The organism is Massilia consociata (assembly GCF_042432755.1).
Lineage (GTDB): Bacteria > Pseudomonadota > Gammaproteobacteria > Burkholderiales > Burkholderiaceae_D > Telluria > Telluria consociata.
Window position 1 is genome coordinate 424,254 of record NZ_JBHLWP010000011.1, and the last position, 24,828, is coordinate 449,081.

The following is a 24,828-nucleotide window of genomic DNA, read 5'->3' on the forward strand; positions in this document are numbered from 1 at the left end:
TTGACCCAACATTTAACGGGTGGACAATGTTTGCAGCAATGTTTGCAGGCATCTGCCCCAACTGGACGAGACCATGTACCGCTACGACCACTACGACCATCTCATCGTGCGCGAGCGCATCGCGCAGTACCGCGACCAGGTGCAGCGCCGCCTGAACGGTGAGCTGCTTGAAGAAGAATTCCTGCCGCTGCGCCTGCAGAACGGCCTCTACATGCAGCGCCACGCCTACATGCTGCGCGTCGCCGTGCCCTATGGCCTGCTGTCGTCGAAGCAGATGCGCATGTTCGCCCATATTGCCCGCAAGTATGACCGCGGCTACGGCCACTTCACCACCCGCCAGAACATCCAGTACAACTGGATCGAACTGGAGCAGACCCCGGACATCCTGACCGACCTGGCTTCGGTGGAAATGCACGCCATCCAGACCTCGGGCAATTGCATCCGCAACATCACCACCGACGAGTTCGCGGGAGTCGCGGCCGACGAGATCATCGATCCGCGCCCGTTCGCCGAAATCCTGCGTCAATGGAGCACCTTCCACCCCGAGTTCATCGCCCTGCCGCGCAAGTTCAAGGTGGCGATCAACGGCGCCGTCGAGGACCGCGCCGCCATCGCCATCCACGACATCGGCCTGACCGTGGTGCGCAACGAGCTAGGGGAAGTCGGCTTCAAGTTCATGGTTGGCGGCGGCATGGGCCGCACCCCGATCATCGGCAGCGTGATCCGCGAATTCCTGCCGTGGCAGCACCTGCTGACCTATACCGAAGCCGTGATGCGCGTGTACAACCAGCACGGCCGCCGCGACAACAAGTACAAGGCCCGCATCAAGATCCTGCTCAAGGCCGTGGGCGTCGAGGAATTCACGCGCCAGGTCGAAGCCGAATGGGCCGACCTGAAGGACGGTCCGGAAACCCTCACCCAGGAGGAATTCGACCGCGTGGCCCAGTGGTTCCAGCCGCACCCGTACGCCCAGCTGGACGACAGCGATCCGGCCGCGGCCCATGCGGATAACCGCGCCTTCGCCAACTGGCTCAACCGCAACGTCAAGCCGCACAAGGTGCCGGGCTACGCCGCCGTGGTGCTGTCGCTCAAGAAGACCGGCGTGCCGCCGGGCGACGCGACCGCCGAGCAGATGGACTTCGCGGCCGACCTGGCCGACAAGTACAGCTTCGGCGAACTGCGCGTGACGCACGAGCAGAACCTGGTGCTGGCCGACGTCGAGCAGTCGAAACTGTTCGAGCTGTGGCAGCTGGCCAAGGCCAAGGGCCTGGCGACGCCGAACATCGGCCTGCTGACCGACATCATCTCGTGCCCGGGCGGCGACTTCTGCTCGCTGGCGAACGCCAAGTCGATCCCGATAGCCGCGGCGATTGCAGAGCGTTTCGACAACCTCGACTTCCAGCACGACATCGGCGACATCGAGCTGAACATCTCGGGCTGCATCAACGCCTGCGGCCACCACCACGTGGGCAACATCGGCATCCTCGGCGTCGACAAGGACGGCAGCGAGTGGTACCAGGTGTCGATCGGCGGCGCCCAGGGCAACGCCACCGCCATCGGCAAGATCATCGGCCCGTCGTTCTCGGCCGTCCAGATGCCGGAAGTGATCGGGCGCCTGCTCGAAGTCTATGTGCGCGAGCGCTTCGAAGGCGAACGCTTCGTCGACACCGTGCAGCGCCTCGGCATTGCGCCGTTCAAGGAACATGTCTATGCCACGCCGATCGCGGCGGGCGAACTGGTTGGGGAAGACCACTATGCCTAATTTCGTACAGCACAAGCAGATCATCAAGCACCGTGCGGTGGTCGACGACGACTGGAGCGTGCTGCGCCTCGTGGAAGGCGACACGCCCGAGGCGGTCGAGGTCCCGGAAGGCAAGGTCATCGTTCCCCTGAGCGTGTGGCAGGCGCAGCGCGACGCGCTGGCAGGGCGCGCCGACATCGGCGTCTGGCTGGCGCCGGACGAGGAGGCAGCCGCCATCAAGGACGACCTGGCGCGCTTTGGCGTGGTAGCCGTGGACTTCCCGAAGTTCTCGGACGGCCGCGGCTACTCGACCGCCTTCAACCTGCGCAAGCGCCTCGGCTACAACGGCGAGCTGCGCGCGATCGGCGACGTGCTGCGTGACCAGCTGTGGCCCCTGTCGCGCGTCGGCTTCGATGCCTTCGCCACCCGCCAGGACCGCAGCATCCACGACGCGCTCAAGGGCCTGACCGTGTTCTCGGAAACCTACCAGGCTTCCGTCGACCAGCCGCTGCCGCTGTTCCGCCGCGCCCCGCGCGGCACGCCGCCGGAACTGACGGACGTTGGCGCAGGCATCTGAGGAAAGCACCATGAGTGACCTCCACCGCCGCGTCGAAGAGACCAACGCCATCCTGGCGCGCATCGCCCGCGACTACTCGCCCGCCGTGTTCGCATCGAGCCTGGCGGCCGAGGACATGGTCCTGACCGACCTGATCCTGAAAGCGAAACTGCCGATCGGGATCTTCTCGCTGGAGACCGGCCGCCTGCACGCCGAGACCCTGGACATGCTGAACCGCGTGCGCGAGACCTACGGCTACGAGATTGCCCTGTTCCGCCCGCAGCCGGAAGCGGTCGAGGCCTACGTGTCGCAGAACGGCCTGAACGCCTTCTACGACAGCGTCGAGATGCGCAAGGAATGCTGCCGCGTGCGCAAGGTCGAGCCGCTCGGCCGTGCCCTGTCCGGCAACAAGGCCTGGATCACCGGCCAGCGCCGCGCCCAGTCGACCACGCGCGCCGAACTCGCGGTACAGGAAGACGACGCCGCGCACGGCATGCAGAAGTTCAACCCGCTGGCCGACTGGTCGGAACAGGACGTCTGGGACTACCTGCGCGCCAACAAGGTGCCCTACAACGCCCTGCACGAGCGCGGCTACCCGTCGATCGGCTGCGAACCCTGCACCCGCGCGATCCAGCCGGGCGAGGACGTGCGCGCCGGCCGCTGGTGGTGGGAAAACCCCGAATCGAAGGAATGCGGCCTGCACGTGGTCGACGGCAAACTCATTCGCATCAAATCCGTGGCGGCCTGAGCCTCCACCATCCAGACAAGACAAACATGACGAACCTTCTCGACAACCCGGCCGTCCTCACGGACGTGAATGCGCGCCACCTCGACGCCCTCGAATCCGAGGCCATCCACATCCTGCGTGAAGTGGCGGCCGAATGCAGCAACCCCGCCCTGTTGTTCTCGGGCGGGAAGGATTCGGTTGTCCTGCTGCGCCTGGCCGAAAAGGCCTTCCGCCCGGGTAAATTCCCGTTCCCGCTGGTGCACATCGACACCGGCCATAACTTCGACGAAGTGATCGCCTTCCGCGACGCCCGTGTGGCGGAGCTGGGCGAGCGCCTGATCGTCGGCTCGGTCGAGGACTCGATCAAGCGCGGCACCGTGCGCCTGCGCAACCCGCAGCTAGACTCGCGCAATGCCGCCCAGGCCGTGACGCTGCTGGAGACCATCGCCGAACACGGTTTCGACGCCTGCATCGGCGGCGCCCGCCGCGACGAAGAGAAGGCACGCGCCAAGGAGCGCATCTTCTCCTTCCGCGACGAGTTCGGCCAGTGGGACCCGAAGGCCCAGCGTCCGGAACTGTGGGACCTGTATAACACCCGCGTCCACCCGGGCGAGAACATGCGCGTGTTCCCGATCTCGAACTGGACCGAACTCGACGTGTGGCAGTACATCGCCCGCGAGAAGCTGGCCCTGCCCCCGATCTACTTTGCGCACGAGCGCCAGGTCATCCCGCGCAACGGCCTGCTGGTGCCGCTCACCCCGCTCACCCCGGCCCGCGAAGGCGAGACGGTCGAGACCCGCACCGTGCGCTTCCGTACCGTGGGCGACATCTCCTGCACCTGCCCGGTGGCCTCGACGGCCAGCACCGTGGAGAACATCATCGCCGAGACCGCCGTCACCGAAGTGACCGAGCGCGGCGCGACCCGGATGGACGACCAGACCTCCGAAGCCTCGATGGAAAAACGCAAGAAGCAAGGATATTTCTGATGAACGCGATTAATGAGAACCTGAACCAGCGTCCGAACGCCGAAGCGGGCCTGCTGCGCTTCATCACCGCCGGTTCCGTCGACGACGGCAAGAGCACCCTGATCGGCCGCCTGCTGTACGACAGCAAGGGCATCTTCGCCGACCAACTGGCCGCCGTCTCGCGCTCGAAGCACAAGCGCACCGTGGGCGACACCATCGACCTGTCGCTGCTGACCGACGGCCTGGAAGCCGAGCGCGAACAGGGCATCACCATCGACGTGGCCTACCGCTACTTCGCCACCCCGAAGCGCAAGTTCATCATCGCCGACACCCCGGGCCACGAGCAGTACACCCGCAACATGGTGACCGGCGCCTCGACTGCGGACGCCGTGATCATCCTGGTGGACGTGTCGAAGGTGAAATTGGGCGATGACGGCAGTGTGGAGCTGCTGGTACAGACCAAGCGCCACTCGACCATCGCCAAGCTGCTGCAGATCGAGCACGTGATCGTGGCCGTCAACAAGATGGACCTGGTGAACTACGACCAGACCGTGTACGAGCGCATCGTCGCGGCCTACCGCGAGTTCGCCGCTTCGCTCGGCCTGAAGGACGTGACCGCGATCCCGCTGTCGGCACTCAGCGGCGACAACGTGGTGACGAGCTCCGAGAACATGCCGTGGTACCAGGGGCCGACCCTGATCGAGCTGCTGGAAGGCCTGTCGGTGTACGACGAATCGCACGCCGCCCCGTTCCGCTTCCCGGTGCAGCTGGTGGCGCGCCACAACGGCCACGAAGCCAATGACTTCCGCGGCTACATGGGCCGCATCGAGTCGGGCAAGGTTTCCGTCGGCGACAAGCTGGTGGTGCAGCCTTCGGGCCAGACCGCCACCGTCAAGGACATCGTGACCTTCGACGGTTCGCTGCAGACTGCCGTGGCCGGCCAGTCGGTCACCCTGCTGCTGAACGAATACCTGGACATCTCGCGCGGCGACATGCTGGCCAGCCAGGACCAGCCGGCGACCCTGCTGAAGCAGGTGGTGGCCGACGTGTGCTGGATGTCGGACGAACCGCTGGACGCGCGCCGCAAGTACTGGATCAAGCACGGCACCCGCCAGACGGCGGCCAAGGTCAAGCAGGTCGACAGCATCCTGGACGTCAACACGCAGCAGCGCAAGGTGGGTGACCTGAGCACCGAAGGCCTGAAGCTGAACGACATCGCCACCGTGCAGCTGACCGTGCAGCAGCCGCTGGCGGCCGACGCCTACGCCGACAACCGCGCGCTAGGGGCCTTCATCCTGATCGACGAAGTCACCCACCAGACCGTCGCGGCAGGTATGATCCGTCTGGATCAATAAGCGAAGGGGTACTATGGCGGCACTGGGCAAAGTCTATCTGGTAGGAGCCGGACCCGGTGCCGCCGACCTCATCACCGTGCGCGGTGCACGCCTGCTGGCGCAGGCCGACGTCGTGCTCTACGACGCCCTCGTCACCCCCGAGATGCTGGCTTTGTGCCGCCAGGCGGAGCTGATCTCCGTCGGCAAGCGCTCGGGCCAGCGCTCCACCGCCCAAACCCTCATCAACCAGCAGCTGGTCGAGTGCGCCGGCAGATTCCGCCACGTTGTGCGCCTGAAGGGCGGCGACCCGATGCTGTTCGGGCGCGCCGACGAGGAATTGCGCGCGCTGGAAGCGGCCGGCATCGAGGTCGAAGTCGTCCCCGGCATCACCACCGCGGTGGCCGCGGCGGCCGCCGCCAAGCAGCCGCTGACCAAGCGCGGCGTGGCCCGCAGCGTCGCTTTCTTCACTTCCAGCACCGCCCCCGACCACCCTGAACATCCAGCCCTGCCCGAAACCGACACCCTGGTGCAGTACATGGGCGGGCGCGAAGCGGCGGCCACCGCCGAGCGCCTGCTGGCGGAAGGGCGGCGTCCCAACCTGCCGGTGGTGGTGGTGGAGAACTGCACCCGTGCTGACGAGCGGATCATGCGCCTGACGCTGGCGGACCTGGCGCGCGGGCTGGAGCCGGGGCATGGGCCGGTGCTGGTCATGCTGGGCGAGGCGCTCGCCAAGCGCGAACACCAATCCTGACGCGGGCGGCGAAGCCGCCCATCCACAGCATCAGCCCCAGGGCGTGAACTCGATGCCGTTCTGGATCATCCCGATCACCTGCGCCTGGTTCTCGGCGCTTTCGCTGAAGTGGGCCAGCACCGCCGCGCGCGGCAGGTGATCGCCCATCACGTCCAGCCAGTAGTCACGCCCCGCGATGTCGGGGGCACGATGCAAGACGTTCTGGTACAGCAGTTCGAGGAAGCGGGCGTCGCTCGTATTCGTGCCGTACAGGTCGGCAAACTCCTGGCTGGTGGCAAAGCCGAACGCAGCCTGCTGCAGCGTCTCCCCGTTATCCAGCATCTTGATCCAGTAGCCGAGCCCGGCCTTGTCCGGCACCCGGTTGAATGCCGCCTTGTAGAGTCGATAGGCCTGGCCCGCGGTGCCGTCGATATCCAGCGCGACCGACACGTCACTGAAAGCCAGCCGTTCGACATTGACCAGGGTGGTGGCGGTGCCAGTACCGTACAAATCCACCACCTGGGTGCTGCCGGCGCCGAGCGTAATGCCGTATGCGCCCTTGCGTGCGTCGAAGACGATCGTGTCGATGCCGCCCTTGCCGTCGATGCGCTGGTTTCCGGCCGCGGCCACGAACACGTTGGCGAAGTCGTTTCCATAGGACGTGACCGCGCTGCTGCCGGATGCCGCGCCGCTACCCGAACTGCCGGCGCCGACAGGGACCGGTGCGGGGCCTGGTGCCGGTGCCGGTGCCGGTGCCGGTGCGGGAGCCGGTGCCGGTGCGGGAGCCGGTGCCGGTGCGGGCGCCGGCGCAGTTACGGAAGGCAGTTCCGGTGTCGACACGCTGATCGTGGGCGCGGTGGCGGTCGGCGCACCGGGCGCGGCACCCGCTACTGCCGTACCGGCCAGCACCCGCGCCTCGACCATCACCGCGCCGTTGGCGCCGGTGTCGATCCAGGCCGCCGCGAAGCCCCCGCCGGCCAGCGCGGTCAGCGCCGGGTTGGTCTGGTCGCCTGCGCGCACCTCGTTGATCGCGAATTCGCGGGCATCGCTTGCCTGGCCGTCCGCGCCGAAGCGGCGCCCGAAGATGCCGTTGCCGTCGAAGTCGCCCGATTGCGACTGCCAGGCGACCAGGAAACCGCCATCCGACAGCGCCGTCACCGAGGCGTCGTAACGGCCGCCGCCGCTGTCGAGGTTGGCCTGTACCACGCCGCCCAGGCGGTTGCCGCCGGCATCGAAGCGCTGGAAGAAGATATCGCTGATGGCGAAGCCGATCGGCGAATTGGCGTAGCTGTCCCAGGCCACCACGAAGCTGCCGTCCTTGAGCGTGACCGCGTGCGGCAGCGGCGCCGCGGTGGCGATGCTGGCTGCCAGGCCGTCGCCGTTGACCGCGACCGGGGCGCGACCATTGACCGCCGCGTAGACGTTGCCGTCGCCGATTTCGCCCCAGCTCACGACATAGGTCGAGCCGGCCGTCGCCAGCGACGGGCTGTAGGCCGTGCCCAGGCTGCCGTAGAGCTGTTCGGCGCCCAGCTTGCCGGCGCCATCGGCAACGCGCACGTGCACCTGGCCGCCGGCGCGCCAGGCAATCGCGAAGCCGCCGCCAGGCAGGGCCACGACGTCGGGCATGGCGGTGTCGCCGGCCGGGCCCAGGTCCGCATACTGTTGCGCGCCGCCATTGCCGGCCGCATCGACGATGCGATAGGCCACCCTCGCCATGCCGCCGGCCACGACCGTGTAGGCCGTCACGAACAGGCCGCCATCGAGGGCGGCCACGGCCGGTTCGCCCTCGATCGCCCCATCCGTGGCGGAGGTCAGCGCGAAGGCCGCGCCGCGCGCCGTGCCGGCCGCGTCGCGGACCTGGGCCATCAGGCCGCCGCCGGCCGCGTCCGGCGCCTGCCAGACGGCGACGAAGCTGCCGTCGGCCAGGGTGGCCAGGGCCGGGTTGGCCACTGCGGTGCCCTGCCCCAGGGCCAGGTCGTTGCCGAAGCCGGCCAGGTCGCGGGTCGTGCCTGCCTCGATGCCGTAGACCAGGGTCTCGGCGATGCCGCGGCCCGGCAGCGGGTTGCCATAGCCGTCGATCTGGTAGCGGTCGTAATAATGCACCGTGACGCTGACGTGCGAGCCCGCCTCGGGCAGCAGCGCGGCATTGTTGACCACCAGGCGCGCTGTCTCGTCCGTCGCCGGGTTGTAGGAAATCGAGAACAGCCCCGCCACCGACTGGCCGTCGATGACCCAGCGTCCGCCGGTCAACTGGCCCCAGTCGATCGGCGTCAGGACGGCGGCGACGTCGCCGTTGCGCAGGGTGGTAAAGATCGTGTCGCGGTCGTCGATGATGGCGACCGGTGCGTAGTCAATGGTCTCGGTGCTCATGGGGCGGATAGGCTGGCTCGTCGCGCCGGGATGGCGCGGTGCCAGCAATTATCATGCCCTACGGAAACCACTATTGAAAGGTAGAAATTAAATTCCTTACGGAAATTTGGCAGGAATCCAACGGAACATTAGCGCCTTTGCCAGAGGTGTTAGCACTCCGCCAGCATCGCGCGTGGCCGGCATGGACAGGCCGGCGCGGCTGTGCTTACGCAAGCGAGCGGATGCAGTAATCGCGCATCGCCGCCTGTACGCCGGGGTCTTCGCCGATGGCCCCCACCACCTGCAGGCGCAGGCCCGGATGCGCGGCGCGGATGGCGTCGGTGAGCTGGGGCAGGTCGCGCAGCAGGTGCCCTCCCTGCCCCAGGAACACCGGCACCACGGTGATGTCGTCGGCACCCTGCGCCACCAGGGCGTCGATGGCGACGGGCAGGCTCGGCGTCATCAGCTCGAGGAAGGCCAACGTCACGGCGCACTCCAGGGACTGGGCCTCCACCTGCGCCCTGACCTGGGCCTGCAGGCGTTCGAAGGGAGCGGCCCATGCCTGCGCGCGGGCGCCATGGGCGAACAGGACGAGTGCTTTGCTCATCAATGCCTTTCCACCCACCACAGGGCGCCCAGCGCCAGCAGCAGGAACAGCATGCTCGGGGCAGCCGCGGTGAAGAACGCGGGCAGCGCCGTCAGCACGCCCAGGTGCGAGAACAGCGCGTTCAGCAGCAGGAAGCTCACGCCGATCATGATGCCCACGAAGATCTTGAGGCTCACGCCGCCGCTGCGCGTGTGCAGGTAGGCGAAGGGCAGCGCCAGCGCCATCAGCACCAGGATCGACACCGGGTCGAACAGCTTCTTCCAGAACGCCACCTTGAAGCGGTCGGTCTCCTGGCGGTTCTCGGCCAGGTGGCGGGTGTAGACCGCCAGTTCGTTGGCCGACATGCGTTCCGGGTCGGAGCGCGATACCGACAGGATCTTCGGGGTGATCTCCGACGCCAGGTCCATCGAGGCCAGCTTGCGCGTGCCGACGGCAGCCGTCTCCTGGCCGAAGCCGGCCTGGATGCCCTGCGCTTGCTGCGCCGCGGCGCCGGGCGCGGGCGGCGTGCGGCTGTTGGTGAAGACGGTCTGGCTCACGTCGGTCAGGCGCCAGGTGTTGTTGCCGCGGTAGGTGCCGCTGGCCGCGGTGATCAGCGCGCGCATGTGCATGTTGGTATCGAACTCGTACAGGCGCACGTCCACCAGCTGGCCGTCCGGGCGGATCTGGCGCACGTTGAAGAAGCGCGTGCCGATCACCGGGCCCTTGACGCCATCGGTATGGATGCTGTCCTTGGTCCACATTCCCGAGCGGAATTCGGCCGACAGGGTCGAGCCCTTGGCCGCCAGGCGCACACGCTCGGCCAGCGGCGCCGTGCGCGGCGTGATCAGTTCGCCGAACACGAAGGCGACCCCCACGAGCACGAGGCCGATCTTGAAGAGCATCGTGGCGGCCATCCGGGTCGACATCGAGGATGCGCGCATGATGGTGAACTCGGAGCTCGATGCGAACTGCGCCATCGTGTAGATGGTGCCGATCAGCGCCGCCACCGGCAGCACCTGGTACACGTTGCCCGGCACCAGCAGCAGCACGTAGAGCAGCGCATGCTGGAATTCGTAGCCGCCCTTGCCCACCGACGGCAGTTCGCCGGTGAGGTCCATGAACGAGATCAGGCCGAGGAAGGCGAGCAGCACGAAGGCGACCGCCTGCAGGATGCTGACGGCGAAGTAGCGTTGCAGGATCGTCATTCGGCCTCCACCTTCGCCAGCGGGGCCTGGGACGGCTGCTGCGCGCCCGCCCTGAGCAGGCGGCGCCGCTTCCAGGCGTTGATCAGGACCAGCGGATGCCAGCGGTGGTTGACGTTCAGGCGCCAGGCGAACAGCGCCAGCACCGCCAGCGCGGCCGCCAGGTGCAGCGGCCACCAGGCCACGGCGAACTCGAGCTTGCCGCGCTTGACGCTGTTCTCGAGCAGCTTGGTCAGGTTGTTATAGGTGAAGAAGATCAGCAGCGCGAGGATCATGTTGGCCGAGCTGCCCGCGCGCGGGTTGACGAAGCCGAGCGGGATCGCCAGCAGCATCAGTACCAGGCAGACGATGGGCGCCGAGATGCGCGCCAGCAGTTCGGCGCGCGTGTACTGGTTCTCGACCGCCAGCAGCGCGGCCGTGGGCAGCGCGTTGATCGGCGTGTCGGCGCCCAGCACCGGCATTCGGGTAGCCACGCGCATGCTGTAGCGCTCGAACTCCATCGACTGGAAATCGGCCTGCCCCGGGGTGCCCTGGTAGCGCCGGCCGTCGGTCAGCACCAGGTACTGCCCGCCCTTGGCGTCGGTCTCGATCACGCCCTCCCTGGCGACGACGACCGCATTGCCGCCGTTCTGGTCGTTCGAGCTGACGAACACGTTCTGCACCACCGTGGCCCCGGCGGTGGAGCGCTCCACGAAGAACACGCGGTCGGCGGACGAGGATTCACGGAACTGGCCGGGCGCCACGCGCTTGAGGTCTTCGCGCTTCTGGAAGCGCTCGACGAATTCGGTGCGCTTCATCGCCGCCCAGGGCGTGACGAACAGCGACAGCGCCGCCACCAGCGCCACCACCGGCAGGCCGAAGGTCAATACGGGACGGATCCAGCGCCGCAGCGACATGCCCGATGCGAACCACACGACCATCTCGGAATCGCGGTAGCTGCGCGTGACCGCGGCCAGCACCGAAATAAAGGTGGTGAGAGTCAGGATGGTTGGCAGATAATTCAGAATGGCAAATCCGATAAGGGCCAGGACATCGCCCGAATCGACCTTGCCGCCAGCGGCCTTGCCGAGGACGGAAATCAGGGTCCAGGTAACCAGGATCGTGAACAGCACCGTAAAGGTGGCGCCGGCCGAACTCACCAATTCACGTTGCAGGGCGCGTCGAAAGATCATTCAATAGATATAATTGCAGGTTGGGCAGTACGCCGCGCTGAGTGAGCCACGGTACGCCAAAACAGAAACGGAGAACCAAAAATGGACTTTAGCATAAAAGCATTCGACACCAAGAACACCCTGGCCGCTGCAAAAGCCGGCGTGGTGGCAGTCGCCGTGTTCGAAAACAAGAAACTGTCGCAGGCTGCAAAAGCCCTGGATGCCAGCGGCGAAATCACCGCGGCGGTCAAGTCCGGCGACATCAGCGGCAAGGCTGGTTCGACCCTGCTGCTGCGCGGCGTCGGTGGCGTCGCCGCGGCGCGTGTGCTGTTGGTGGGCATGGGCACCGACGAGGCCGTGAGCGACAAGAGCTATACCACCGCCGTCGGCGCGGCCCTGAAGGTGTTCGGCACGCTGGGCAGCCAGGATGCCATTATCGCATTCCCGGTCGCGGATGTGAAAGAGCGGGACATCAACTGGGCAGTGCGCGCACTCGTGATCGCCGCCAATGAGACCGAACACCGTACTGATAGCCAGAAGAGCAAGAAGGAACCGGCTCCCGCCGGCGTGCGCAAGATCGTCATCGCGGCCGACGCCGCCAACGCGGTCACGCAACTCAAGCCGGTGCTGGCGCAGGCCGTCGCGATCTCGAACGGCATGGCGCTGACCAAGGAACTGGGCAACCTGTCGCCGAACGTCTGCACCCCGACCTACCTGGCCAACACCGCGCGCCAGCTTGCCACCGAATACGGCTTCGACATCGAAGTCCTGGAGCGCAAGCAGCTCGAAGCGCTGAAGATGGGCAGTTTCCTGTCGGTGGCCAAGGGCAGCGACGAAGCGCCGAAGTTCATCGTGCTCAAGCACATGGGCGGCAACAAGAAGGATGCACCGGTGGTCCTGGTCGGCAAGGGCATCACTTTTGATACCGGCGGCATCTCGCTCAAGCCGGGTCCGAACATGGACGAGATGAAGTACGACATGTGCGGCGCCGGCTCGGTGCTGGGCACCTTCCGCGCCATCGGCGAGATGGGCCTGAAGCTGAACGTGATCGGCATCGTGGCCGCCTGCGAGAACATGCCGTCGGGCCGCGCCAGCAAGCCGGGCGACATCGTGACCTCGATGAACGGCCTGACCATCGAAATCCTGAACACCGACGCCGAAGGCCGCCTGATCCTGTGCGACGCCCTCACCTACGCCGAGCGCTTCAAGCCGGCCGCCGTGGTCGACGTCGCCACCCTGACCGGCGCCTGCATCGTGGCCCTCGGCCACCACACCAGCGGCCTGTTCACCCGCCACGACGACGCGCACGATGCCCTGGCGCAGGAACTGCTGGACGCCGGCAAGCAGGCGGGCGACGTGGCATGGCGTTTCCCGCTGGGCGAGAACTACAACGAGCAGCTCAAGTCGAACTTCGCCGACCTGGCCAACATCGGCACCCCGGGCGCGGCCTCGATCACGGCGGCTTGCTTCCTGGAGAACTTCACCCGCAAGTACACCTGGGCGCACCTGGACATCGCCGGCACCGCCTGGAAGTCGGGCGCGAACAAGGGTGCGACCGGTCGCCCGGTGCCGCTGCTGACCACGTTCCTGATGAACCGCGTGTAAGACAGTGACCGCATGCCGCCATGAAAGAATATTTCACGGCGGCATTCAAGATGAAATATTATTTCATCAGTGAAAACAGCCCCGCTTGCGGGGCTGTTTCGCATGGATCGCCGCCAGTCGATGGCATCAGAACACCGGTGACTCCACCCGCTGCTGCTCCGCCAGCTCCTCGCGCCTGTTCACCGCCTCCATCAGCACCGTGACATGCGCCGGATACCCATATCCCGCTCCCGAGTGCCGGTCCACCAACTGCCCCAGCCCCGCACTGATCACGACATTGCCCATCATGCTGGCCGTATCTGCACGCGCGCCGACGACTTCCTGCGCGATGCGCATGCCATCCTTCTTGCAGGTAACGGTGAGCGGCTGGCTGCTGCGGGTGACGGTCACGCGCCCCGGCACGACCACGAACCAGCGCCCCTTGTCGTTATTCAGGATGCACCCTACGCCAGCGACCTCCCGGTAGTCGAGCACGGCATGCAGTTCGAGTTGCTGCACGGGAGAGTCGGACAGCGTGGCGCAGCCGCCGAGCAGCAGCGGCAGGGCCGGCAGGAGGGAAAGAAAGCGCGACATGGGACCTGGCAGATAATGCTTCATGCGCCGTTAACGGCAGCAGGAGCAAATGCTGAAGGGCCCATTGTGTCGGGCACGCGGCCCGGAGCAAGGCGGGAGATCGTGCTAAGGATGGGGCGAAAAGCGCGGCACCGCCACGCCGTCGACCACGACGTTTTCGAAGAACGCGGCCTTCGGCCGCACCCAGACGGCGCCGTCCTGGCCGCGGTAGACCATCACCGGCGTGTGGTCCGCTTCCAGCACGGCCTCGCAGACCAGCTCGTAGACGCCGCCCTTGTAGTGGCGGTAACGTACCACCGGCAGATCAGGCCTTGGTATCGGCCAGGGCCTTCTGCTTCTTCTTGAGGCCCTGGATAACTTTCAGCACGCCTTCCATGCCGGCAGCTTCGTCCAGTTCGCTGAACGCGTCCAGGACTTCGTTCAGCACGCGGTTGCGCACCGTGGCTTCGTCCTGCGTGACGGCAGGCTTCTGCTCCGGCTCCTTGGCAAACTTCGACGGCGCCTCGGCGGCCGCCTTGGCGCCGTGCGTCAGGGCAGCCTGCCAGATCACCCAGCGGCGCTGGGTTTCATACACGAGGTATTCTTCGGGCTTGTCCTCGCGGCGGCGAACAATGTGGCCTTCGCGCTGGGCCCACGCTTCGAATGCAGTGCGCATTTCAGTCCTTTGTAAATCGTCGTTCGGGTTCATGTGCTATCGAAAAAGCAATGTTTCGAAATAGTACCATTTTGCACTGCAACACCCCTGTCCGGCACATGCCGTGTCATGGTGCTGTCCGAACATCATTCAATCCGCAAATGGTACAACGTTAGTTGCACTGACGCAATAATTTTATTCCCATGCGGCAACAGTGTTACATGCCGCGGTGCTAGTTTAATTCTTCCGCGTATGTTTTTACAGCCCTATCCGCGAAAAACTGGCACATTTTTTAATATTCTATTAAGTCATTTTAACACAGACACTTGCTCCGCACGCAACGTTATGGGCAGCTAAACAACAGTTTCCATGCGGCGGGCATCAATACAACTGTCACATCTGCTTACATTATTCTGCCCACATAAGCCCACTCCCGGCACGATGCGCCAGGAATAATGGCGGGTTGCTGGTACAAGCATCCCGGTCCGGCCGACGCAGCTGTCCGCCTTCCCGGCAAACGGTTATGATGCCGCCTTTGCCACACTACACGCCGCTGCCCCATGAAGATTGCCACCTGGAATGTCAACTCGCTGAAGGTCCGCCTGCAGCACCTGCTCACCTGGCTCGAAGCCAATCCTGTCGATGTGCTGTGCATCCAGGAGACCAAGCTCACCGACGACAAATTCCCGGTGGCGGAGATCGAGGCGGCCGGCTACCAGGTGGCCTACACCGGCCAGAAGACCTACAACGGGGTAGCCATCCTGTCGAAGCATCCGGTCGAAGACGTACAAAAGAACAATCCGCGCTTCGAGGACGAACAGCAGCGCATCATTGCGGCGACCATCGCCGGCATGCGCATCATCTGCGCCTACATGCCGAACGGTCAGGAAATCGGCAGCGACAAGTTCGCCTACAAGATGGCGTGGCTGGCCGCTCTGCGCGAGTGGGTGGCGGCCGAGATGCAGGCGCATCCGCACCTGGCCCTGCTCGGCGACTACAACATCGCACCCGAGGAGCGCGACGTGCACGACCCGGCCGAATGGGAAAACCACATCCACTTCACGCCGCCGGAGCGCGAGCAGATGCAGGCGCTAATAAGCCTGGGGCTGCAGGATGCCTTCCGCCTGTTCGATCAGCCGGAGAAACAGTACAGCTGGTGGGACTACCGCCAGATGGCCTTCCGCCGCAACCGCGGGCTGCGCATCGACCACATCCTGCTCACGAACGACCTCGCCAAGCGCTGCACGGCCTGCCACATCGACCGCGAGACGCGCAAGTGGGAACAGCCGTCGGACCATGCGCCGGTAGTGGCGACGCTGGCGGACTGATTACCCGTCGATCGCATCCAGGACGGAGCTGACCAGCAGGCGCGCCGCCTCGGCGGCCGGCAGCGGGCGCGCGAACAGGTAACCCTGCGCGAACTGGCAGCCATGGCCGCGCAGCAGCTCGTACTGCCCTTCCGTCTCGACGCCCTCCGCCACCACCGACAGCTGCAGGCTGTTCGCCAGCGCCATCACGGCCGCGACGATGGCCCGGTCTTCGGAACTGGCCTCGAGCTCGCGCACGAAGGCGCGGTCGATCTTGATCTTGCGGACCGGGAAGCGCTTCAGGTAGGCCAGGCTCGAATAGCCGGTGCCGAAATCGTCGATCGACAGGCGCATCCCCATGCCGTTGATCTGGCGCAGGATGTCGAGCGTCCGTCCGCCGTGCTGCATCAGCGCCGTCTCGGTGAGCTCGAACTCCACCAGCGACGGATCGATTCCGGTCGCGCCGACGATGCGGCGGATCGACGCCACCAGTCCGTCGTGCATGAACTGGCGCGCCGACAGGTTGATCGCCAGCGGCACCGCGGCCAGGCCCAGCGCCTGCCAGGCCATGCTCTGCTCGCAGGCGCTGCGGATCACCCACTCCCCTACCGCCACGATCATCCCGTTCTCTTCCAGGATCGGGATGAACTCGTCGGGGCCGACCAGGACCCCGCCGCCGTCCCTGCCGCCACGGCGCCAGCGCAGCAGCACTTCGAGCGCATGCAGCCGGCGCGTGGCCGTGTCGATGATCGGCTGGTAGTGCAGCTCGAACTCTTCGTTCGCCAGTGCGCCGCGCAGGCTCGATTCCAGCGCGAAGCGGCGCGCCGCCGCCTGGTTCATGCGCTGGTCGAAGAACTGGTAATTGTTGCGGCCCGCGCCCTTGGCGTGATACATCGCGGCGTCGGCATGGCGCATCAGGGTCTCGACGTCGCCGCCGTCGTCCGGGCACAGGCAGATGCCGATCGACGGCGAGATGTGCAGGCTGTGTCCTTCGAACGGGAACGGCGTGGACAGCGCCTCGATGATCTTGTCGCCGACCTGCGCGCATTCCTGCGCCCCACCCACTTCCGGCAGCAGCACGACGAATTCGTCGCCGCCCAGGCGCGCCACGGTATCGCTGTGGCGCACCGCCGCGCACAGGCGCCGGGCGACTTCGCGCAGCAGGTGGTCGCCGGTGGCGTGGCCGAGCGAATCGTTGATGTTCTTGAAGCGGTCGAGGTCGAGGAACATGACCGCCAGCCTGTTGCGGCTCCCCTTCCCGCTGCGCGCGAAATTGCGCTGCGCCGTACGCAGGGCGCAGTCGAGCCGGTCGGACAGCAGCGCACGGTTCGGCAGCCCGGTCAGGCTGTCGTGGTAAGCCATGTGGTGCGCGCGCGCCTCGGCCTGGCGCCGCTCGTTGATTTCCTCCTGCAGCAGCTGGTTGGCCCCCGCCAGTTCGGCGGTGCGCTCGGCCACGCGGATTTCGAGCTCGTCGCGCGCGCGCCGGATCGCATCGGCGGCCTCGCGCTGCGCGGTGACGTCGTCGAGCAGCCAGACGCTGCGCCCGCTCTTCTTCTCGACGTCGAACAGGCGGCCGGACAGCCGGGCCCAGAAGCGCGCGCCGTCGCGCCGCGCCATCTGGTACTCCCCGGTATGCACCTGCCCGGCGTCGAAGCTGCGCGCGGTGTCCGTGCGCGCCATGCGCCAGGTCGCCTCATCCGGGTACAGCGCCCGCACCGGCCTGCCGTCCATGCCCCCGGGCGGGCTGCCGAACAGTTCCTCCATCTTGCTGTTGCAGTGCAGGGTCACGCCGTTCTCGACCACCGCGATGCCCAGCACGGCATTGTCGAGGATGGCACGGTTCTCCATCAGCGCATTGCGCAACTGGACCTCGTCGCGCTTCTCGCGGGTGCGGTCCTCGAACATCCAGATCGTTCCCAGTTCCGGGTCCCCCGGATTGAACAGGTAGCCGTTGAGCTGGACCCAGAGGCGCTCGCCGTCCTTGCGCACGAACTCGGCCTCGTTGCGGTAGGGGATGCCGCGTCCCAGCAGGGGATAGCTCTTGGCGCCGGCGTCGAGATAGGTCTGGTCGTCCGGGTAGAGGATACGGGTCGAGCGGCCGAGCGCCTCGCCGTCGCGGTAGCCGAACATCGCGGCGAAGGCCGGGTTGTAGCGCTGGATCACGCGGTTGCGCACGAACACGATGCCGATCGTGGCGTTGGCCATGATGGCCTGGACCTCGATCAGGGTCTGGCGCGCATCGGTCACGTCTTCGACGATCCAGATCGTGCCCGCCTCGCGCGTAGCGGGATCGACCGCGCGTGCACGCAGCCGGGCCCACATCATCGACCCGTCGCGCCGCCGGAACGGATGCTCGCCCTTCTCGAACAAGCCGCCGGTGGCGAGTACCGGATAAGCCTCGCCGATCAGGTCCTGGTAAGCATCGGGAGAACCGAACACGTCGCGCGGATGCAACTGGGACATCTCTGCGTAGGAGTACCCGAGCATCTCGCAGATGCGCGGATTGCAGGACTTGAACTGGCCGGGCAAGGTAAACAGGATGCCTACCGGCGCATTCTCGAGGATGGCACGCTGTTCGCGCAGCGCCACCTGCAGCATCTCGTGTTCGAGGTCGCGCGGGTCGACCGGCAGCTGCTTCCCTGCAGGGGAGATCCCGGCCGCGAGCTCGATCTCGCTGGATAGTCGGTCCATGTGATTGTTGATTTTCTCTCGGCTAGGTTGCCATTAAGAAATCATAAACCACAAATCCGCGATGCTCCAAAAATAACAAACACAGAAGACGGGCCGTGTTGTTGCGGCCCATCAGTGTTGCTAGAAGGAATCCCCAGGGACGCGCACCCAGCCTTCCATCAGCACGCGTGCGCTGCGGCTCATGATCGCCTTGGCAACGCGCCATTCGCCGTTCGTTTGCAGCGCTTGCGCGCCCACGCGCAGGGTGCCCGACGGGTGGCCGAAGCGCACGGCGGTGCGTTCGCCCCCGCCCGCGGCCAGGTTGACCAGGGTGCCGGGAATGGCGGCGGCGGTGCCGATCGCGACGGCGGCCGTCCCCATCATCGCATGGTGCAGCTTGCCCATCGACAGCGCGCGCACCAGCAGGTCGATGTCGCCGGCATTGACCTGCTTGCCGCTCGACGCGACGTAGCTGGCCGGCTTGGCCACGAAGGCAAGCTTGGGCGTGTGCTGGCGCTTGGCGGCATCCTCGATGCTCGAGATCAGGCCCATGCGCAGGGCGCCATGGGCACGGATGGTCTCGAACATGGCCAGCGCGCGCGGGTCGCCGTTGATGGCCTCCTGCAGTTCGGTGCCGTCGTAGCCGATGGCGTCCGCGTTCACGAAGATGGTCGGGATGCCGGCGTTGATCATGGTCGCCTTCAAGGTGCCGACGCCCGGCACCTCCAGCTCGTCGACCAGGTTCCCGGTCGGGAACATCGACCCGCCGGCGCCCTCTTCCTCGGCAGCCGGGTCGAGGAACTCGAGTTGCACCTCGGCGGCCGGGAAGGTCACGCCGTCCAGTTCGAAGTCGCCGGTTTCCTGCACTTCGCCGTTCGTGACGGGAACGTGGGCGATGATGGTCTTGCCGATGTTGGCCTGCCAGATGCGTACTGTGGCCATGCCGCTTTGCGGAACGCGTTCCGGGTCGACCAGGCCGCTGGCGATGGCGAACGAGCCGACCGCCGACGACAGGTTGCCGCAGTTGCCGCTCCAGTCCACGAAGGGCTTGTCGATCGACACCTGGCCGAACAGGTAGTCGACGTCGTGGTCCGGGCGTTCGCTCCTGGCGACGATGACGGCCTTGCTCGTGCTCGAAGTAGCGCCGCCCATGCCGTCGATCTGCTTGCCGTAGGGGTCGGGGCTGCCGATCACGCGCAGCAGGAGCGCGTCGCGCGCGGGGCCGGGCACGCGCGCCGCTTCGGGCAGGTCTTGCAGGCGGAAGAAGACGCCCTTGCTGGTGCCGCCGCGCATGTAGGTGGCGGGAATCTTGATTTGGGGGGTATGTGGCATATCGCGTCGGGTTCGTTCATTGTTGGCAAGTGAACGTCGCTCCCGCGAAGGCGGGAGCCCAATTTTGCCAACGTGCCGAGTACGCAAACAGAAATTGGGTCCCCGCCTGCGCGGGGACGACGTGCAAATGGCGCGTCAAATAATGTGTGCCGTGTCCGCTCAGGCAGCTACCTTGGGGACCGACGACTCGAGGAAATCCTGCGCGAAGCGCTGCAGCACGCCGCCCGCCTCGTAGATCGCCACTTCCTCGGCGGTGTCGAGGCGGCAGGTTACCAAGACTTCCACGCGCTCGCCGTTCCGGCGGTGGATGACGAGCGTCAGGTCGGTGCGCGGGGTACGCTCGCCGATCACATCGAAGGTCTCGGTCCCGTCGATGCCCAGGCTCAAGCGGTTCACGCCCGGCTTGAACTCGAGCGGCAGCACGCCCATGCCCACCAGGTTGGTGCGGTGGATGCGCTCGAAGCCCTCGGCCACGATCGCTTCCACGCCCGCCAGGCGCACGCCCTTGGCCGCCCAGTCGCGCGACGAGCCCTGGCCGTAGTCGGCGCCGGCGATCACGATCAGGGGCTGCTTGCGTTCCATGTAGGTCTCGATGGCTTCCCACATGCGCGTAACCAGGCCGTCCGGCTCGATGCGCGCCAGCGAACCCGATTTCACGTTGCCCATGGCATCAACCACCATCTCGTTCTTCAGGGTTGGATTCGCGAAGGTGGCGCGCTGCGCGGTCAGGTGGTCGCCGCGGTGGGTCGCGTACGAATTGAAGTCCTCTTCCGGCAGGCCCATCTTCGCCAGGTATTCACCGGCGGCCGAATCCGGCAGGATCGCGTTCGACGGCGACAGGTGGTCGGTGGTGATGTTGTCGCCCAGGACCGCCAGCGGACGCATGCCGGCCAAGGTACGCTCGCCCGCCAGCGCGCCTTCCCAGTACGGCGGACGGCGGATGTAGGTGCTCTGCGCTCGCCAGTCGTACAGCGGGCTCACCTTCGCACCGTCGTCGACCACGCGCGCGAACATCGGCGTGTAGACCTTGCGGAACTGCTCCGGCTTGACGGCGCGTTCCACCACGGCGTCGATCTCCTCGTCGGTCGGCCACAGGTCGGCCAGGCGGATGGGCGCGCCATTCGCATCCACGCCCAGCACGTCCTTCTCGATGTCGAAGCGGATGGTGCCGGCGATCGCATAGGCCACGACCAGCGCCGGCGAAGCCAGGAAGGCCTGCTTGGCATACGGGTGGATGCGGCCGTCGAAGTTGCGGTTGCCCGACAGGACGGCAGTCGCGTACAGGTCGCGTTCGATGATCTCCTGCTGGATGACCGGATCGAGTGCGCCGCTCATGCCGTTGCAGGTGGTGCAGGCAAAGGCCACCACGCCGAAGCCCAGCTTCTCCAGTTCCGGCATCAGGCCGGCTTCTTCCAGGTACAGTGCCACGGCCTTGGAGCCAGGCGCCAGCGAGCTCTTGACCCAGGGCTTGCGGGTCAAGCCCGCGCGGTTGGCATTGCGGGCAATCAGGCCGGCCGCGATCATGTTGCGCGGGTTGTTGGTGTTGGTGCAGCTGGTGATGGCCGCGATGATCACGGCGCCGTCCGGCATCAGGCCGGGGTCGTTGTCAACCCGGTTCTCCACCTTGACGGCAATGCCGCGTTCGGCCAGCTCCGAGGTCGGCACGCGCTTGTGCGGGTTCGACGGTCCGGCGATGTTGCGCACCACGGACGACAGGTCGAAGGACAGCACGCGCTCGTACTGGGCGGTCTTGAGGCTGTCGGCCCACAGGCCGGCTTCCTTCGCATAGGCTTCGACCAGCTGCACGGTCTCTTCCTCGCGGCCGGTCAGGCGCAGGTACTTGATGGTCTGCTCGTCGATGTAGAACATCGCGGCGGTGGCGCCGAATTCCGGGGCCATGTTCGAGATGGTGGCGCGGTCGCCCAGGGTCAGGCTCGATGCGCCTTCCCCGTAGAACTCGAGGTAGGCGGACACTACTTTCGACTTGCGCAGGAACTCGGTCAGCGCCAGCACGATGTCGGTGGCGGTGATGCCCGGCTGCGCCTTGCCCGTCAGCTCGACGCCGACGATGTCCGGCAGGCGCATGTACGAGGCGCGACCCAGCATCACGCTCTCGGCTTCCAGGCCGCCCACGCCGATGGCGATCACGCCCAGGGCGTCGACCATCGGGGTATGCGAGTCGGTGCCGACCAGGGTGTCCGGATAGGCCACGCCGTTCTCCTGCTGGATCACCGGCGACATGCGCTCCAGGTTGATCTGGTGCAGGATGCCGTTACCCGGCGGGATCACATCGACGTTCTGGAAGGCCTTCTTGGTCCACTCGATGAAGTGGAAGCGGTCTTCGTTGCGGCGGTCCTCGATGGCGCGGTTCTTGGCGAAGGCGTCCGGATCGAAGCCGCCGCACTCGACGGCCAGCGAGTGATCGACCACCAGCTGGGTCGGCACCACGGGATTGACCAGGGCCGGGTCGCCGCCTTGTGCGGCGATGGCGTCGCGCAGGCCGGCCAGGTCGACCAGCGCGGTCTGGCCCAGGATGTCGTGGCAGACCACGCGCGCCGGGAACCACGGGAAGTCGAGGTCGCGCTTGCGCTCGATGATCTGTTTCAAGCTGTCGGTCATGCTGGCCGGGTCGCAGCGGCGGACCAGGTTCTCGGCCAGCACGCGCGAGGTGTAGGGCAGCGTGTCATAGGCGCCGGGCTGGATGGCATCGACCGCGGCGCGTGTGTCGAAGTAGTCCAGGCTGGTGCCAGGGAGGGGTTTGCGGTGGTTGGTGTTCATCATGTGAAGCTCGTTTGCTCGGTGCGCTCGCTTGCTTAGCCACCCTTAAAACCGTCATCCCCGCGAAGGCGGGGATCCAAGTTTGCGTGAGCGGCCTGCACACAAATTGGGTTCCCGCCTTCGCGGGAAAGACGAATCAGGGGCCGCGGGTACTTTTTTACTTCCGATCCGCGATCGGCACGAACTGCAGGTCTTCCGGACCCACGTAATTCGCGCTCGGGCGGATGATCTTGTTGTCGATGCGCTGCTCGATGATGTGCGCGGCCCAGCCGGAGGTGCGCGAGATGACGAACAGCGGCGTGAACATCGCGGTCGGCACGCCCATCATGTGGTACGACACGGCCGAGAACCAGTCCAGGTTCGGGAACATCTTCTTGACTTCCCACATCACCGATTCCAGGCGCTCGGCGATGTCGAACATCTTCATCGAGCCGGATGCCGAGGACAGCGTGCGCGCCACTTCCTTGATCACCACGTTGCGCGGGTCGCTGATGGTGTATACCGGGTGGCCGAAGCCGATCACGACTTCCTTGTTCGCCACGCGGTTGCGGATGTCCGCTTCGGCTTCGTCGGCGTTCTCGTAGCGTTTCTGGATCTCCAGCGCCACTTCGTTCGCGCCGCCATGCTTCGGGCCGCGCAGCGCGCCGATCGCGCCGGTGATGGCCGAGTGGATGTCGGAACCGGTGCCGGCGATGACGCGGCTGGTGAAGGTGGAGGCGTTGAACTCGTGTTCCGCGTACAGGATCAGCGAGGTGTGCATCGCACGCACCCACGACTCGCGTGGCGGGTGGCCGTGCAGCAGGTGCAGGAAGTGGCCGCCGATCGAATCGTCGTCGGTTTCCACGTCGATGCGGCGGCCGGAATGGCTGAAGTGGTACCAGTACAGCAGCATCGAGCCGAACGATGCCATCAGGCGGTCGGCGATGTCGCGCGCGCCCGGGATGTTGTGGTCGTCCTTTTCCGGCAGGGTGCAGCCGAGCACCGACACGCCGGTGCGCATCACGTCCATCGGGTGGGCGCCGGCCGGTAGCGCTTCCAGCGCGCTCTTGACCGCCTGCGGCAGGCCGCGCAGCGATTTCAGCTTGGCCTTGTAGCCCTTCAGCTCGGCCACGGTGGGCAGCTTGCCGTGCACCAGCAGGTAGGCGATTTCCTCGAATTCGCAGGCGTTGGCGACATCCAGGATGTCGTAACCGCGGTAATGCAGGTCGTTGCCCGACTTGCCGACCGAGCACAGTGCGGTGTTGCCGGCGGCGACGCCGGACAGGGCCACCGACTTCTTCGGCTTGAACGTTGGAGTTTCGTTGGTCTGGGTGCTCATGCGTGGATCTCCTTGAGTCTGCTTATTTGGTTTTCTTCTGGGCGAACAGCGCGTCGAGCTTGGCTTCGAAGCTGTGATAGTCGATGCGGTCGTACAGTTCGGCGCGGGTCTGCATCGTGTCGAGCACATGCTGCTGGGTGCCGTCGCGGCGGATCGCGGTGTAGACGTTCTCGGCCGCCTTGTTCATGGCGCGGAAGGCCGACAGCGGGTACAGCACCAGGCCGACGTGCGCGCTCTTGAGTTCGTCGACGGTGAACAGCGGCGTCGAACCGAACTCGGTGATGTTGGCCAGCACCGGCACCTTCACGGCGTCGGCGAACTGTTTATACATCTCCAGGCTCGTCATGGCTTCCGGGAAGATCATGTCGGCGCCGGCTTCCACGCAGGCAACCGCGCGCTCGATGGCAGCGTCCAGGCCTTCCACGGCCAGCGCGTCGGTGCGCGCCATGATCACGAAATTCTCGTCGGTACGGGCGTCGGCGGCGGCCTTGACGCGGTCCACCATCTCGTCCTTGCTCACGATTTCCTTGCCCGGACGGTGACCGCAGCGCTTGGCGCCGACCTGGTCCTCGATGTGGCAGGCGGCTGCGCCGGCCTTGATCAGGGAGCGCACGGTGCGCGCCACGTTGAAGGCCGAGGCGCCGAAGCCGGTGTCGATATCGACCAGCAGCGGAGTATCGCACACGTCGGTGATGCGGCGCACGTCGATCAGGACGTCGTCCAGGTTCGAGATGCCGAGGTCCGGCAGGCCCAGCGAACCGGCGGCCACGCCGCCGCCCGACAGGTAGATCGCCTTGAAGCCGGCGCGCTTGGCCAGCAGCGCGTGGTTGGCATTGATCGCGCCCACCACCTGCAGCGGGGATTCTTCCTGGACGGCCTTGCGGAATGCGGCGCCTGCGGAGTGATGACTCATGGTGTCCTTTCTGTGATGCGTTAGGGATGCGTTGTAGGCTATGCGCTACAGTATGCAAGCAGCGTGCCAGTCGCTCCGAGGGCGATAAGAAGACGCACCGGACCCGGCTTGCGTGTGGATTCAAGGACTTAGATGGATGCCCCTCCCCGCCCTTGCAAGCCCGCGTTTCATCCGCGTTTCACAGTGAAACATTATAGGGGATGGTGAAACAAATAAAAAACCCCGCACGCGGCGTAATGCCGTTCAGTTAAGGTAGCTTCTTGACCTTCCGGACAGCATAACGCTTCGGCGTTGCCTTGACGGCCCGGTCGCATTTGCGGCCGGGCCGTTCGTCTTTCAGAAGGCTAACCAGCCTTT

At 66.0% G+C, this 24,828-nt stretch carries 20 protein-coding genes; 8 read left to right on the top strand and 12 right to left on the bottom strand.

Going from position 1 to position 24,828, the window contains the following annotated elements:
* Positions 1-73: 73 nt before the first annotated feature.
* From ACFFJK_RS12985 to cobA, 6 genes are read left to right on the top strand one after another with little or no spacing between them, the layout of a single operon-like run.
* Positions 74-1,762, top strand: coding sequence for a nitrite/sulfite reductase (locus ACFFJK_RS12985; protein WP_379679632.1), 1,689 nt, complete (start codon positions 74-76; stop codon positions 1,760-1,762).
* A complete protein-coding gene (locus ACFFJK_RS12990; RefSeq protein WP_379679634.1) occupies positions 1,755-2,318 on the top strand; it encodes a DUF934 domain-containing protein in 564 nt (187 codons plus the stop codon). Before ACFFJK_RS12985 ends, ACFFJK_RS12990 begins: the two co-directional genes overlap by 8 nt.
* Positions 2,319-2,328: 10 nt before the next feature.
* A complete protein-coding gene (locus ACFFJK_RS12995) occupies positions 2,329-3,045 on the top strand; it encodes a phosphoadenylyl-sulfate reductase (protein ID WP_379679635.1) in 717 nt (238 codons plus the stop codon).
* A 26-nt stretch (positions 3,046-3,071) separates the two neighbouring features.
* Positions 3,072-4,010 carry a sulfate adenylyltransferase subunit CysD gene (cysD, locus tag ACFFJK_RS13000; RefSeq protein WP_379679636.1) on the top strand — a complete coding sequence of 313 codons (939 nt, stop codon included), beginning with the start codon at positions 3,072-3,074 and terminating at the stop codon, positions 4,008-4,010.
* Positions 4,010-5,344 (top strand): sulfate adenylyltransferase subunit 1, encoded by a 1,335-nt coding sequence (locus ACFFJK_RS13005; RefSeq protein WP_379679638.1) that lies wholly within the window; start codon positions 4,010-4,012, stop codon positions 5,342-5,344. The genes cysD and ACFFJK_RS13005 overlap by 1 nt, the downstream gene beginning before the upstream one ends.
* Positions 5,345-5,357: 13 nt before the next feature.
* The gene (gene cobA / locus ACFFJK_RS13010; protein WP_379679639.1) at positions 5,358-6,074 is read left to right on the top strand and encodes a uroporphyrinogen-III C-methyltransferase; all 717 of its coding nucleotides are present in this window, start codon (positions 5,358-5,360) and stop codon (positions 6,072-6,074) included.
* A 30-nt stretch (positions 6,075-6,104) separates the two neighbouring features.
* Here the strand turns inward: cobA and ACFFJK_RS13015 are convergent, their stop codons facing one another.
* The 4 genes from ACFFJK_RS13015 to lptF all read right to left on the bottom strand — a co-directional run bounded on the left by ACFFJK_RS13015 (position 6,105) and on the right by lptF (position 11,362).
* Entirely contained in the window at positions 6,105-8,423 is a 2,319-nt protein-coding gene (locus ACFFJK_RS13015) for a DUF4214 domain-containing protein (RefSeq protein WP_379679640.1), read from the bottom strand.
* Between the two features lie 205 nt (positions 8,424-8,628).
* Entirely contained in the window at positions 8,629-9,009 is a 381-nt protein-coding gene (locus ACFFJK_RS13020) for a sirohydrochlorin chelatase (protein WP_379679641.1), read from the bottom strand.
* Entirely contained in the window at positions 9,009-10,193 is a 1,185-nt protein-coding gene (gene lptG, locus ACFFJK_RS13025) for an LPS export ABC transporter permease LptG (protein WP_379679643.1), read from the bottom strand. The genes ACFFJK_RS13020 and lptG overlap by 1 nt, the downstream gene beginning before the upstream one ends.
* Positions 10,190-11,362 carry an LPS export ABC transporter permease LptF gene (lptF, locus tag ACFFJK_RS13030; protein WP_379679644.1) on the bottom strand — a complete coding sequence of 391 codons (1,173 nt, stop codon included), beginning with the start codon at positions 11,360-11,362 and terminating at the stop codon, positions 10,190-10,192. Before lptF ends, lptG begins: the two co-directional genes overlap by 4 nt.
* Before the next feature lie 81 nt (positions 11,363-11,443).
* On the opposite strand from lptF, the gene ACFFJK_RS13035 reads away from it, so the two are divergent.
* Positions 11,444-12,946, top strand: coding sequence for a leucyl aminopeptidase (locus ACFFJK_RS13035; RefSeq protein ID WP_379679646.1), 1,503 nt, complete (start codon positions 11,444-11,446; stop codon positions 12,944-12,946).
* Between the two features lie 126 nt (positions 12,947-13,072).
* Here the strand turns inward: ACFFJK_RS13035 and ACFFJK_RS13040 are convergent, their stop codons facing one another.
* From ACFFJK_RS13040 to ACFFJK_RS13050, 3 genes are all read right to left on the bottom strand, one after another.
* The gene (locus ACFFJK_RS13040) at positions 13,073-13,543 is read right to left on the bottom strand and encodes a hypothetical protein (RefSeq protein ID WP_379679647.1); all 471 of its coding nucleotides are present in this window, start codon (positions 13,541-13,543) and stop codon (positions 13,073-13,075) included.
* Between the two features lie 81 nt (positions 13,544-13,624).
* Positions 13,625-13,816, bottom strand: a complete 192-nt coding sequence (locus tag ACFFJK_RS13045) for a DUF1653 domain-containing protein (RefSeq protein WP_379679648.1) — start codon at positions 13,814-13,816, stop codon at positions 13,625-13,627.
* Between the two features lie 7 nt (positions 13,817-13,823).
* Positions 13,824-14,174 carry a phiTE_015 family protein gene (locus tag ACFFJK_RS13050; RefSeq protein WP_379679649.1) on the bottom strand — a complete coding sequence of 117 codons (351 nt, stop codon included), beginning with the start codon at positions 14,172-14,174 and terminating at the stop codon, positions 13,824-13,826.
* 539 nt (positions 14,175-14,713) lie between these two features.
* Here ACFFJK_RS13050 and xth point away from each other — a divergent pair.
* A complete protein-coding gene (xth, locus tag ACFFJK_RS13055; RefSeq protein WP_379679651.1) occupies positions 14,714-15,481 on the top strand; it encodes an exodeoxyribonuclease III in 768 nt (255 codons plus the stop codon).
* Here the strand turns inward: xth and ACFFJK_RS13060 are convergent, their stop codons facing one another.
* The 5 genes from ACFFJK_RS13060 to prpB all read right to left on the bottom strand — a co-directional run bounded on the left by ACFFJK_RS13060 (position 15,482) and on the right by prpB (position 24,471).
* Positions 15,482-18,151: an EAL domain-containing protein gene (locus ACFFJK_RS13060; protein WP_379679653.1), complete on the bottom strand. Its 2,670-nt coding sequence runs from the start codon at positions 18,149-18,151 to the stop codon at positions 15,482-15,484.
* 120 nt (positions 18,152-18,271) lie between these two features.
* On the bottom strand, positions 18,272-19,462 hold the full coding sequence (gene prpF / locus ACFFJK_RS13065) for a 2-methylaconitate cis-trans isomerase PrpF (RefSeq protein WP_379679654.1): 1,191 nt from the start codon (positions 19,460-19,462) through the stop codon (positions 18,272-18,274).
* Positions 19,463-19,621: 159 nt separating this feature from the next.
* Positions 19,622-22,240: a Fe/S-dependent 2-methylisocitrate dehydratase AcnD gene (gene acnD, locus ACFFJK_RS13070; protein WP_379679677.1), complete on the bottom strand. Its 2,619-nt coding sequence runs from the start codon at positions 22,238-22,240 to the stop codon at positions 19,622-19,624.
* A gap of 157 nt (positions 22,241-22,397) precedes the next feature.
* On the bottom strand, positions 22,398-23,558 hold the full coding sequence (prpC, locus tag ACFFJK_RS13075; protein WP_379679655.1) for a bifunctional 2-methylcitrate synthase/citrate synthase: 1,161 nt from the start codon (positions 23,556-23,558) through the stop codon (positions 22,398-22,400).
* Positions 23,559-23,580: 22 nt separating this feature from the next.
* Positions 23,581-24,471: a methylisocitrate lyase gene (gene prpB / locus ACFFJK_RS13080; protein WP_379679657.1), complete on the bottom strand. Its 891-nt coding sequence runs from the start codon at positions 24,469-24,471 to the stop codon at positions 23,581-23,583.
* Between the last annotated feature and the right edge of the window lie 357 nt (positions 24,472-24,828).